This window comes from Paraburkholderia phenoliruptrix, assembly GCF_902859825.1.
Taxonomy (GTDB): Bacteria; Pseudomonadota; Gammaproteobacteria; order Burkholderiales; family Burkholderiaceae; genus Paraburkholderia; species Paraburkholderia phenoliruptrix.
This window is the reverse complement of record NZ_CADIKB010000023.1, coordinates 32,077-44,275: the sequence shown is the minus strand read 5'-3', so window position 1 is coordinate 44,275 and position 12,199 is coordinate 32,077. Positions and strand designations below refer to the sequence as shown.

The following is a 12,199-nucleotide window of genomic DNA, read 5'->3' as shown; positions in this document are numbered from 1 at the left end:
GCATGCGAGGCACAGCGAAGGGCAGCGAAATACAATGCGGCACGGCACAGCGAAGTGCGGCACGGCGCCCGAACGCCGCGCGCCGCCGCAAGCATCATGCAATGCGGCGCGCACGCGGTGTCTTACGGCTTTACGGTCGCATCGCTGGCCGGCGCCGGCGCCGGCGCCGCCTTGCCGCCCTTGCCGCCGCGATGATGACGATGCCCGCCCTCGGCGCCGCCGTCGCGCCGGAACGTGGTATCCGCGAGTTTCTTCTGTTCGGGCGAGAAGCTGTTGTAGAGCGGATCGAACGCGTCCACCAGTTTCTTCATGCCGTCGGCATGCGCCTGCGCGATGGTCGCATACTGCTTCATGTCGTCCAGTGCGGACACATTGGTCGCGGCGCGGCGTTCCTTGAACAGCTCACCCATTGTCTGGCCGTTGCCGCGCATCACGTCGGCAAAGGCCTTCCATTGCGATTCCTGCTCCGGCGTGATCTTCAACTGCGAATGCAGATAGGCGATGCGGTCTTCGACGTTGCGCTCGTGTCCGCTCTTCGCGGCGGGCGCGGACGCCGCCGTGCCCGAGGGCGCCGCGGCGGGTGCCGAAGCTTGTGCGAATGCGCCGCTCATCGCGACTGAACAGGCCAGCAAGGCTAGTGCTTTTTTCATCGAAACTCCTGATGTCTATTCGAATTAAGACGGATTGGAATAGGGCGTGCGGCGAGCGGTCGTCTCTTTCGCGCCGGGTGGTGCGCCAGATGACGCGCGGCGGCGCCATCATGGGCGGATCGCTCGATCCAGCCGTCGGCGCTATTAGTATCACGATATCCCTACAATGCGGCTCGGGTGCGACAAACGCTTACAACAGAAACGAACAGGAAAAAAGCGGGTGGATAAATTCGTCAGCATGGAGATTTTCGTGGCCGTGGTCGAGGCGGGCAGTCTCACGGCGGCGGCGGAGCGTTTCGATATTTCGTCCGCGATGGTCGGCAAGCACATCCGCTCGCTCGAGAGCCGGCTCGGCACGCGTCTTCTCAGGCGCACCACGCGCCGGCAGAGCCTGACGGAGATCGGCCGGCAATATTACGAGCAGTGCCGGCGCATTCTCGCCGACGTGAAGGACGCCGAGTCGCTCGCCGAGGCCATGGCGGCGGCGCCGCGCGGCGTGTTGAAGGTCACGGTGCCGCTTACTTACGGCGTCGAGGTTTTCTCGCCCGCCATGACCGACTACCTGAGCGCATGGCCCGAGGTCACGCTGGAGCTCGATCTGTCGAACCGGGTGACCGATCTCGTCGAAGAGGGTTTCGACGCCGCCGTGCGCATCGGCCATTTGCCGGACTCGAGTTTTGTGGCGCGTCCTTTGAAGCCGTACCGCATGCGGGCCTGCGCGTCGCCGGCGTATCTTGCGCGCGCGGGGATTCCGCGCACGCCCGCCGACCTTGCGCATCACGAGTGTCTCGGCTTTCTGCATTGGGGCCGCGAAGGCATCTGGCGCCTCGGTAACGAAAGCGCCGCGGAAAACCCGTTGCGCGCGGGACGCTTTCGCGCGAACAACGGTCAGGCGCTGAAGGTCGCCGCATTGCGCGGTTTTGGGCTCGTGTTGCAGCCCGAGGCGCTGCTCGCCCGCGAGATCGCGAGCGGAGAACTCGTTTCCGTGCTCGAAGAGCATTTGCCGGAAGGGGCGCCCGTGCATCTCGTCTATCCGCGCGACCGGCGCGCCACGCCCAAGCTGACCAGTTTCATCGACTTCGTGATCGAGCGCTTCGGCGCCTGACGACCCGCCGCCGCGCACCGAAGACGCGCGATAATCCACACCACTGCGACCATTCTTTCTTCCTTCGATGAGACCTCCGCGCCTCGACCAACTCGACGATCTCGACCGCAACCTCGTGGCGCTGCTGCAGGCCAATGCGCGCGAAAGCGTCGCCAATCTCGCGCGCCAGCTCGATGTCGCGCGCACCACCGTGATCGCGCGCATCGCGCGGCTCGAACGCAGCAATGTGATCGCGGGCTACAGCGTGCGGCTCGGCCAGGACGTGCTCGATTCGAGCATCTATGCGTACGTGGGCATCATCATCGCGCCCAAACATGGACCCGCGGTGCAAAAGCGCCTCGGCAAGATGCCCGAGGTCCAGCTGCTGTGCGCAGTGAGCGGCGAGTTCGATTACGTCGCCTGGCTGCGCGCGGATTCGCCCGACCGTCTGAACGATCTGCTCGACCAGATCGGCGGGATGGAGGGCGTCGAGCGGACCACGACCTCGATCATTCTCGCGCGCAAGATCGACCGCGGCATGGTGTGATTTGCGCGGCCTGTCAGCATGATTTTGAGGCGGTTTCGACGTTTCGTCGGCGTGGCTCGTCGAAACGTCGAAGTTGCTGGTCATTACGCAGCATTTTGCGCGTATGAACTGATTTTGCTTCTGCCTACACTGTCGATCGAGGGTTCAGCCCGCCGCGCGCCGCCGTCCTGGCGGCGCACTTGAAGCTGGAGACAGCGCACGAATCAAACCGGAGGAGGCGCTCCCGCGCTCACTCAGGTCGACAAAGGAGAAGAACATGAAAGTTGCCATCGTTGGTGCCGGTCTCATCGGTCACACCATTGCCCATATGCTGCGCGAGACGGGCGATTACGACGTCGTCGCATTCGACCGCGACCAGCACGCGCTCGACAAGCTCGCCGCGCAGGGCATCGCGACGCGCCGCGTGGACTCCGCCGACGCCGCGGCGCTGCGTGCCGCGATTCAGGGTTTCGATGCGCTCGTCAATGCACTGCCGTATTACCTGGCGGTGAGCGTGGCGGCCGCGGCGAAGGGCGCCGGCGTGCATTACTTCGACCTCACCGAGGACGTGCGCGCGACGCATGCGATCCGCGCGATCGCCGACGGCGCCGAGCACGCGTTCATGCCGCAGTGCGGTCTGGCGCCGGGCTTCATCGGCATTGCCGCGCACGAACTCGCAAACCGCTTCACGGAAATTCGCGACGTCAAGATGCGCGTCGGCGCGCTGCCGCAATTCCCCACCAACGCGCTGAAGTACAACCTGACCTGGAGCGTGGACGGGCTCATCAACGAATATTGCCAGCCTTGCGAAGCGATTCGCGACAGCCGCACGCAGTGGGTGCAGCCGCTCGAAGGCCTCGAACATTTTTCGCTCGACGGCACCGAGTACGAAGCCTTCAACACCTCCGGCGGCCTCGGCACGCTGTGCGAAACGCTGTCGGGCCGCGTCGAATCGCTCGATTACAAGTCGGTCCGCTATCCGGGCCACCGCAATCTGATGCAATTCCTGCTCGAAGATCTGCGTCTTTCCAGCGACCGCGATACGCTCAAGAGCATCATGCGCCGCTCGGTGCCGGCCACCGCGCAGGACGTGGTGCTCGTGTTCATCACCGTGAGCGGCATGCGCGACGGGCAACTGGTGCAGGAAGTGTTCACCCGCAAGATTTTCGCGAAGACGGTCTGCGGCGTGCCGATGAGCGCGATCCAGATCACCACGGCAGGCGCGATGTGCGCGGTGCTGGATCTGTTCCGCGAAAAGAAGCTGCCGCAACGCGGCTTCGTGCGTCAGGAGCAGGTGTCGTTGCGCGAGTTTCTCGGCAACCGCTTCGGCCAGCTTTACGAAGGGCAGACGCTGGCGTCGCTGCAAACGGCGGCGACCGTTTGAGGAAGCCTCGCCGCGCAAATGGACAACGCCCCGCATGCGGGGCGTTTTTCATGCGGCTTCTTTCCTCGCGCAATCAGACAGGCAACGGCGGCGTCATGCCCGAAGCCGCTTGCCGCTCGCCGACGATACGCGCGAGCAGCGCGTCGTGATCCGCCGCGGCCGGTGCGGTGTTGTCGAACATCAGCAGGTCGTTGCACATGTCGCCGCTCGGCACGAAGCGCCGCTGACGGTATTCGTCCCAATGCGCAAGCTTGTAGGCGTCGTTCGGATTGCCGCGTGCGACGATCCGCCGGTGCGCCGTTTCTTCCGACACATACACCCATACCACACGCACGCTGACGTCTTCCCCAACGCCGAGCCACGCGCGATCGAACAGCCGCCGTTCGCGGACTTCGCGCGACAGCGGCCCGACCACCAGCGCGCTGACGCCGAGTTCGAGATTGTCGCGCGCGGTATCGATCAGGCCGCGATACTCCGGCTCGCGTAGATGCTCGAGGAAAAGCGGGCTGTCGCGATCGTTCGGGTCGCCCGTCAGCATGCCCATTGCCGCGGCGCTGTAGCCGCCGTACAGCGTGTCCTTGTCGAGCAGACAGAACGGTGAGGCGGTTGCCTTCATCAGCGGACCGATCAGTTTTTTTGCCAGGGTGGTCTTGCCGGTGCCCGCATGACCGCAAATAAAAACGAGGCGGCTCACGAGCGATTGTCCTTCGCGCGAACCGTCGCGCAATGCGACTCACGCGCGCGCTTGCCGGTGCTCCGGGTGAAATGCCACATGGCGGTCTCCTTGCTGTTGTCCTTTGCACCGATCATGAAGAAGAAGCGGGTGACGCGCAAGAGCGTGCGGCGGGCAGCACTCAACGCCTGCCTCCCGAACGCGCACGCTCGTCACGGCGCGGCCTTTAACAATTCGATACATGAGAGCCGCCTGCAGCCCTTAACATGACGGTTGCATATTCCATTCATGCAGAGGGGCCGAGCCAGCCGCGCATGCGCCGGCAGGCGGGCCGCTCCGTTGCGCTTTCAGGGTAACCAACATGCTGATCAATTGCGCCGCCTATCAGGACGGCCGGAAGCTCGCAGACATCGACATCGATAGCATCAGCGACTACGTCGCGCGGCCCGAATGTTTCGTGTGGGTCGCGCTGAAAGATCCCGCCCCCGGCGAACTCGCGGTCATGAAGCACGAGTTCGGTCTGCACGACCTCGCGATCGAGGACGCGCAAAACGGTCATCAGCGCCCGAAGATCGAGGAGTACGGCGAATCGCTGTTCGCGGTCATGCACACGGTCGAGATGGACGAAGACGGCGAACTGCTGATCGGCGAGGTGGACGTCTTCGTCGGCGCGAACTATGTGCTCTCGGTGCGGCGCGGCACGCGCGCGGGCTTTACGAACGTGCGGGCGCGCTGCGAGCGCGAGCCGCAATTGCTGAAGGCCGGCTCGGCCTTCGTGCTGTATGCGCTCGCCGACGACATCGTCGACCGTTATTTCCCGATCATCGAGGCGGTGAACACCGAGATCGAAGCGATCGAAGACCGCATTTTCGAGCGCAACAACTCGGCGGCGTCGCGCGCGATCATTCAGGACCTGTATTCGCTCAAGCGCCGCCTCGTGATTCTGCAGCATCACATCGCGCCGCTGCAGGAAGCGCTCAGCAAGCTCACGGGCGGCCGCATTCCGAGCGTCTGCGAAGGCATGCAGGCTTACTTTCGGGATGTTTACGACCACCTCGAGCGGATCGTGCGGATCATCGACGGCCGACGCGAAATGGTGGTGACGGCGGTCCAGGTCAACCTGGGCATGATTTCGCTCGCGGAAAACGAAGTGACCAAACGGCTTGGTTCGTTCGCCGCGCTGTTCGCCGTGCCGACCATGATCGCGGGCATCTACGGCATGAATTTCCAGAACATTCCGGAACTGCATTTCCAGTACGGCTATCCACTGTGCCTCGCCATCATGCTGAGCGTCGACCTCGTTCTCTACTGGCGGTTTCGCAAGGCCGGCTGGCTCTGAGCGCGAGGCCGCGTTCGGCCGCCCGTCCCGCTTGCACGCGACGCAATAACAGTCCAGCATAGGCGGCCCGCCGACGGCAGACATTGCAGTCGGCGGCAAAACCGTCACGCGTGAACGAGGCGAGGACCCATTGCCACCATGTTCTGCCGCAGCGCCCGCCGGCGTGCCGCATTTTTTGCGCGCCGGTGCACTGCAACACTGCAAATCGTTGACAGTCTGGTCAAGATGCGCTGAGAATGAGTCCCGCAAACGTTTGCGCGTAATTAAAAATACGGCTCGACCTGAGCCCGACAAACCCAGGAGATATGCATGAGCAATCGCATTCGCCGCCGCATCGTGGCGGCCGCAATCCTCGCCACCGCTAGCGCCGCCGTGCCGTTTTCCGCCGCCTATGCTCAGACGGCGCCTGCCCACAAGCCGAAAGTCGCGCTCGTGATGAAGTCGCTCGCCAATGAGTTCTTCCTCACCATGGAAAACGGCGCGAAGGACTACCAGAAGCACAACGCCGCGAAGTTCGACCTGATCACGAACGGCATCAAGGACGAAACGGACACGGCCAACCAGATCCGCATAGTCGAACAGATGATCGTGTCGAAGGTCGACGCAATCGTGCTGGCGCCGGCCGACTCGAAGGCGCTCGTGCCGGTCGTCAAGAAGGCGGTGGACGCAGGCATCATTGTCGTGAATATCGACAACCGGCTCGACCCGGAAGTGCTCAAGTCGAAGGATCTGAACGTGCCGTTCGTCGGGCCGGATAACCGCAAGGGCGCGCAAAAGGTCGGCGACTACCTCGCGAAGAAGCTGAAGGCGGGCGACGAGGTCGGCATTATCGAGGGCGTCTCGACCACGACGAACGCGCAGCAGCGCACGGCGGGCTTCAAGGATGCGATGCAGGCAGTCGGCGCGAAGGTGGTGTCGGTGCAGTCGGGCGAATGGGAAATCGACAAGGGCAACGCGGTGGCGTCCGCCATGCTCAACGAATACCCGAACCTGAAGGCGCTGCTCGCGGGCAACGACAACATGGCGATCGGCGCGGTTTCCGCGGTGCGCGCGGCCGGCAAGCAGGGCAAGGTCTACGTGGTCGGCTACGACAACATCAACGCGATCAAGCCGATGCTCAAGGACGGCCGCGTGCTTGCCACCGCCGACCAGTATGCCGCCAAGCAGGCCGTGTTCGGTATCGATACCGCGCTGAAAGCCCTGAGCGAGCACAAGAAGCAGTCGGAGCTGTCGGGCGTGGTTGAAACGCCGTGCGATCTGGTGACCAAATAAGCGTGACCCAATAAGGGTGACCAGACAGGAGTGGTGAAACAGGCGCGTCGCTGCAGGCATCGCCTTGAACATCACTCGCAAAGGGCGCGCGGATTCGCGCCGCGTCAAACCGCGAATCCGCGCCTAGTATTCAATGAGCGCTCAATAGCCGCTCAAGAATCCCGGCGGGCCGCCGTTATTCCAGAGGTAAGCGTCATGACGGCGGCCGCGCGATGAGGAGAGCGCAGCCATAGCGCCTGCGCATTCCGCGCATTTGGGCCGGCATTGACCGCGCGGCGCCGGCGCCGCCTTGTTCGAGTGAATCGTGCGAGGCGCGCCTTCTGCCGCGAAACAGGATCGCGATGGATTCAATCGACCACGACGCCTTGCCTGCCGTGCTGTCCGTCAGCGGCATCGGCAAGACCTATGCCGAACCGGTGCTCGCCGACGTGTCCTTGTCGCTGCGCGCCGGCGAAGTATTGGCGCTCACCGGCGAAAACGGCGCCGGCAAGAGCACGCTGTCCAAGATTATCGGCGGACTCGTCGAGCCGACCGCGGGCACCATGCGGCTCGCGGGCGAGCCGTATGCGCCGGCGAGCCGCACCGAAGCGGAGGCGCTCGGCGTGCGCATGGTCATGCAGGAGCTGAACCTGCTGCCAACGCTCTCGGTGGCCGAGAATCTGTTTCTGAACCGCTTGCCGCGCGCGGGCGCTTTCAGCTTCGGCTGGATCGACCGCCGCAAGCTGCGTGAAGACGCGCGTCACGCGATGGCGCAAGTCGGGCTCGACGCGATTGACCCCGACACGCTCGTAGGCGAGCTCGGCATCGGCCATCAGCAGATGGTGGAGATCGCGCGCAATCTGATCGACGACTGCCGCGTGCTGATCCTCGACGAGCCCACCGCCATGCTGACCGCGCGGGAAGTGGACCTGCTGTTCGAGCAGATCGACCGCCTGAAGGCGCGCGGCGTCGCGCTCGTCTACATCTCGCACCGGCTCGAGGAGCTCGCACGGGTGGCCGAGCGGATCGCCGTGCTGCGCGACGGCCGCCTCGTGCATGTGGACGCCATGGCCAATCTGACGAGCGACGAAATCGTCACGTGGATGGTCGGCCGCGAACTGGGCGAGCAGATCGATCTGGGCGTGCGCAAGATCGGCGCGCCGCTTCTGAAAGTGGAGCGGCTCTCGCGCGGCAAGGCCGTGCGCGACGTATCGTTCGAAGTGCGCGCGGGCGAGATTTTCGGCGTCAGCGGCTTGATCGGCGCGGGCCGCACGGAACTGATGCGGCTCATTTACGGCGCCGACCAGAAAGACAGCGGCACGGTGGCGCTCGCGGCGACGCCGGGCGCGCCGCCCGCGCCGGTGCGCATCGATTCGCCGGCGGACGCGGTGCGTGCGGGCATTGCGCTCATCACCGAGGACCGCAAAGGCGAGGGCCTGCTGCTGCCGCAGCCGATTGCGGCCAACGTGTCGCTTGGCAATATCGGCAGCGTGGCGCGTCACGGCATAGTGGACGCCAGGCGCGAAAACGCGCTCGCGAAGAAGCAGATCGACGCGATGCGCATCCGCAGTTCGGGGCCGGGGCAGATCGTCGGCGAACTGTCGGGCGGCAACCAGCAGAAGGTCGTGATCGGCCGCTGGCTCGCGCGCGATTGCCAGGTGCTGTTATTCGACGAACCCACGCGCGGCATCGACGTCGGCGCGAAGTTCGATATTTATGGCTTGATGGGCGCGCTGGCTCGGGAAGGGCGCGCGCTCGTCGTGGTGTCGAGCGACCTGCGCGAGCTCATGCTGATCTGCGACCGGATCGGCGTGATGTCCGCGGGAAGTCTCACGGGCGTGTTCGAACGCGACACGTGGACGCAGGACGCGCTGCTCGCCGCCGCTTTCGCCGGCTACCGTAGCCGCGAAGCGCTGCTGCACGACCTCGACACCCATGAAGCAGGGAGCTTGTCATGACCGATCAATCGTTGCGCAACACGCCGGGCGCGAAACACGGCGCACAAGAAGGCGCCGCCGGCGTCAATACGAACGCCGCGCCGCCGGCCGATCCGTCGGCACCGCTCGCGAGCGGCAAGCCGGCCGGCACGCGGCTCGGCTTTTCGAACTACCTGGGCCTCGCCGGGGCGCTGCTCGGCATGATCGTGCTGTTCTCGCTGTTGAGTTCGCATTTTCTGACGTACGACACGTTCAGCACCATCGCCAACCAGATTCCGGATCTGGTGGTGATGTCGGTCGGCATGACGTTCGTGCTGATCATCGCCGGGATCGACCTGTCGGTCGGCTCGGTGCTCGCGCTGGGCGCCTCCGTGGTGAGCGTGGCCGCGCTCAAGTGGGGCTGGGGGCCGTTGCCCTCCGCGCTGCTCGGCGTCGCAGCGGCGGCGCTCACCGGCACGATCACCGGCGCGGTCACGGTCGGCTGGCGGATTCCGTCGTTCATCGTCTCGCTCGGCGTGCTGGAGGCGGCCCGCGGCCTCGCCTATCAGATGACGAATTCGCGCACCGCGTATATCGGCGACGCGTTCGACTTCCTCTCGAACCCGATCGCAGTCGGCATCTCGCCGGCCTTCCTGATCGCGGTGGCGGTCATGGTGATCGCGCAACTGGTGTTGACGCGCACGGTGTTCGGCCGCTATCTGGTCGGCATCGGCACCAACGAGGAAGCGGTGCGGCTCGCGGGCGTCAATCCGCGGCCCTACAAGGTAATCGTGTTCGCGCTGATGGGCGCGCTCGCGGGCCTCGCGTCGCTGTTCCAGATTTCGCGTCTGGAGGCGGCCGACCCGAATGCGGGCGTCGGCGTGGAGCTGCAGGTGATCGCGGCCGTCGTGATTGGCGGCACGAGTCTGATGGGCGGGCGCGGCTCCGTCATCAGCACGTTTTTTGGCGTGCTGATCATTTCGGTGCTGGCGGCCGGCCTCGCGCAGATCGGCGCGAACGAGCCGACCAAGCGGATGATCACCGGCGCCGTGATCGTGGTGGCGGTGGTGCTGGATACCTACCGCAGCCGCCGCAAGCGCGCCTGATATCGTCAGGGTAACGTGCGCCGTGCGTTCGCGGGCGGCTTTGCGGCAAAGTGTAAGGAATGGATGGGCAGGGCGTGTCTTCGATGAGGATGTCCCGAGGTCGGCAACCGGCGTGACCGGCGGGAAAAACAGGCAGGAGAGCAACAGGTTATGGCGACGATCAAGGATGTAGCAGCCGTGGCGGGCGTGTCCTTCACGACGGTATCGCACGTTGTGAACAACTCGCGTCCGGTTTCGGCCGACGTGCGCGCGAAGGTCGAGCACGCCATTCGCCAGCTTCACTATGTGCCGTCGGCAGTGGCCCGTTCGCTGAAGGCGCGCGCCACCGCGACCATCGGGCTCGTGGTGCCGAACAGCACCAACCCGTACTTCGCGGAACTGGCGCGCGGCATCGAGGACGGTTGCGCCCGCAACGGCTACTGCGTGTTTTTCTGCAATTCCGACGACGACCCCGCGAAGCAGCGCAACTACCTGCGCGTGCTGCAGGAAAAGCGGATCGACGGGCTGATCGTCGCTTCCGCCGGCGACGACGCGGTGCTCGCGCAGACGCTCGCGGACGCGCGCGAGCCGCTCGTGATCGTCGACCGCAATATCGAGGGCGTGAATGCGGACCTCGTGCAGATCGACCACGAAAAGGGCGCGTACCTGGCCACGCGGCATCTGCTGGAGTTGGGGCACGTGCGGATCGGCTGCATCAGCGGACCGGTCGATACGGCGGTCAGCGCAATGCGCGTGCACGGCTTTATCCGCGCGATGAGCGAACGCGGCATCGAGATTCCGCCGGACGCGATCGTCGAAAGCGATTTTTCCGGGACCGGCGGCCACCGCGCGGCCGGGCAGCTCTTCGATACGGTCAAACCGTCGGCGATTTTCGCCTGCAACGACATGATGGGCATCGGCGCCTTGCGCGCGGCGGCGGAGCGCAATATCAGCGTGCCGCGCGATTGCTCGATCATCGGTTTCGACGACATCGAACTGGGACGCTTTACCTATCCGGCGCTGTCGACGGTCGGGCAGTCGGTGCGCGCGCTCGGCGACATGGCGGCGCAGACGCTGATCGAGCGCATTGCCGGCAAGACGGCGGCGAGCACGCGAGCCGGTGGGCGCAGGCGTGTGGTGTCGCCGCGGCTGATCGTGCGCGAATCGACGTCGACGTGGGCGGGCGCGGGAAAGCGCCATCTGGCGGCGTGAACGCGCGGCCGCGGCCTGCGGACGGCTTGCTTGGCCTGTGCGCGCCATAGGCCCGCAGTACCGGCGCGCAGTACCCGCAAGCAGAACTGAAAAACAGGACAGCAGGAGAATTGAGTGGCAAGTAACGAAACGCGCCCTCGCGTGGCGGTGGTCGGCAGTCTGAATATGGATCTGGTGGCGCGCGCGCCGCGTCTGCCGCATCCCGGCGAAACGCTGGCCGGCCGCACCTTCGCGCAGGTCGCGGGCGGCAAGGGCGGCAACCAGGCGGTGGCGGCGGCGAGGCTCGGCGCGCACGTGTCGATGCTCGGCTGCGTCGGCGCCGACGCGAACGGCGCGCAGTTGCGCGCGGGGCTCGAGGCCGAAGGCATCGACTGTGCAGCGCTCGAAACCGGCCGCGAGCCGAGCGGCGTGGCGCTGATCGTCGTCGACGATGCCAGCCAGAACGCGATTGTGATCGTGGCCGGCAGCAACGGCGAGGTGACGCCCGAAACCATTGCGCGCCACGAAGCGGTGCTCGCGGCCGCCGATGTCGTGATCTGCCAGCTTGAAACGCCGCCCGCCGCGGTGCACGCGGCGCTCGCCGCGGCCCGGCGTCTTCGCAAGACGGTCATTCTGAACCCGGCGCCCGCCACTGGCCCGCTTCCCGCCGAGTGGCTGCCGCTCATCGACTATCTGATTCCGAACGAGCTCGAAGCCGCGACGCTGACCGGCCTGCCGGTGGGCTCGCCTGAAGAAGCGGCGACGGCGGCCGCCGTGCTGCGCGCGGCCGGCGCGCGCAACGTGCTGGTGACGCTCGGTCCGCGCGGGGTGCAGGCGGCGCTCGAAGGCGCGGCGCCCGTGCTGTACGACGCGCCGAAAGTCGAAGCCGTCGATACCACGGCGGCCGGCGACACATTCATCGGCGGTTTCGCCGCCCAGCTCGCCGAAGGCGCGGGCGTCGATGCAGCCATCCGCTTTGCCCAGCGGGCCGCCGCGCTCTCGGTGACCCGCGCGGGCGCGCAGCCGTCCATTCCCACGCGCGCCGAACTGGACGGCTAACGCCGTCGTCCCCGACCTCTTCCGTCCTGCATGACCTGGCG

General features: G+C 65.7%; 12 protein-coding genes. 9 read left to right on the top strand and 3 right to left on the bottom strand.

Annotated elements, in window-relative coordinates; genetic code table 11:
- Positions 1 to 122 precede the first annotated feature (122 nt).
- Positions 123 to 650, bottom strand: a complete 528-nt coding sequence (locus tag HV711_RS21110; RefSeq protein ID WP_035479770.1) for a Spy/CpxP family protein refolding chaperone — start codon at positions 648 to 650, stop codon at positions 123 to 125.
- A gap of 220 nt (positions 651 to 870) precedes the next feature.
- Here HV711_RS21110 and HV711_RS21105 point away from each other — a divergent pair, with 220 nt between their 5' ends.
- The 3 genes from HV711_RS21105 to HV711_RS21095 all read left to right on the top strand — a co-directional run bounded on the left by HV711_RS21105 (position 871) and on the right by HV711_RS21095 (position 3,644).
- Entirely contained in the window at positions 871 to 1,755 is an 885-nt protein-coding gene (locus HV711_RS21105; protein ID WP_035479772.1) for a LysR family transcriptional regulator, read from the top strand.
- A gap of 67 nt (positions 1,756 to 1,822) precedes the next feature.
- Entirely contained in the window at positions 1,823 to 2,281 is a 459-nt protein-coding gene (locus HV711_RS21100) for an Lrp/AsnC family transcriptional regulator (RefSeq protein ID WP_013588181.1), read from the top strand.
- A 256-nt stretch (positions 2,282 to 2,537) separates the two neighbouring features.
- Positions 2,538 to 3,644 (top strand): saccharopine dehydrogenase family protein, encoded by a 1,107-nt coding sequence (locus tag HV711_RS21095; protein ID WP_028362397.1) that lies wholly within the window; start codon positions 2,538 to 2,540, stop codon positions 3,642 to 3,644.
- A gap of 73 nt (positions 3,645 to 3,717) precedes the next feature.
- On the opposite strand, the gene HV711_RS21090 is transcribed toward HV711_RS21095, so the two are convergent.
- Positions 3,718 to 4,338 (bottom strand): P-loop nucleotide/nucleoside kinase family protein, encoded by a 621-nt coding sequence (locus tag HV711_RS21090; RefSeq protein ID WP_013588183.1) that lies wholly within the window; start codon positions 4,336 to 4,338, stop codon positions 3,718 to 3,720.
- Positions 4,335 to 4,502 carry a hypothetical protein gene (locus HV711_RS21085; RefSeq protein ID WP_157097345.1) on the bottom strand — a complete coding sequence of 56 codons (168 nt, stop codon included), beginning with the start codon at positions 4,500 to 4,502 and terminating at the stop codon, positions 4,335 to 4,337. Before HV711_RS21085 ends, HV711_RS21090 begins: the two co-directional genes overlap by 4 nt.
- Positions 4,503 to 4,678: 176 nt before the next feature.
- On the opposite strand from HV711_RS21085, the gene corA reads away from it, so the two are divergent.
- The 6 genes from corA to rbsK all read left to right on the top strand — a co-directional run bounded on the left by corA (position 4,679) and on the right by rbsK (position 12,158).
- Positions 4,679 to 5,656: a magnesium/cobalt transporter CorA gene (corA, locus tag HV711_RS21080; RefSeq protein WP_013588184.1), complete on the top strand. Its 978-nt coding sequence runs from the start codon at positions 4,679 to 4,681 to the stop codon at positions 5,654 to 5,656.
- A gap of 309 nt (positions 5,657 to 5,965) precedes the next feature.
- Positions 5,966 to 6,928 (top strand): sugar ABC transporter substrate-binding protein, encoded by a 963-nt coding sequence (locus tag HV711_RS21075; RefSeq protein WP_013588185.1) that lies wholly within the window; start codon positions 5,966 to 5,968, stop codon positions 6,926 to 6,928.
- Positions 6,929 to 7,269: 341 nt separating this feature from the next.
- Positions 7,270 to 8,865, top strand: coding sequence for a sugar ABC transporter ATP-binding protein (locus tag HV711_RS21070; protein WP_015002472.1), 1,596 nt, complete (start codon positions 7,270 to 7,272; stop codon positions 8,863 to 8,865).
- Positions 8,862 to 9,929: an ABC transporter permease gene (locus tag HV711_RS21065; protein WP_035479775.1), complete on the top strand. Its 1,068-nt coding sequence runs from the start codon at positions 8,862 to 8,864 to the stop codon at positions 9,927 to 9,929. Before HV711_RS21070 ends, HV711_RS21065 begins: the two co-directional genes overlap by 4 nt.
- Positions 9,930 to 10,079: 150 nt before the next feature.
- Complete coding sequence (locus HV711_RS21060; RefSeq protein ID WP_013588188.1) at positions 10,080 to 11,120, top strand: LacI family DNA-binding transcriptional regulator; 1,041 nt, start codon at positions 10,080 to 10,082, stop codon at positions 11,118 to 11,120.
- A gap of 114 nt (positions 11,121 to 11,234) precedes the next feature.
- Positions 11,235 to 12,158: a ribokinase gene (gene rbsK / locus HV711_RS21055; protein ID WP_035479778.1), complete on the top strand. Its 924-nt coding sequence runs from the start codon at positions 11,235 to 11,237 to the stop codon at positions 12,156 to 12,158.
- Positions 12,159 to 12,199: the final 41 nt, after the last annotated feature.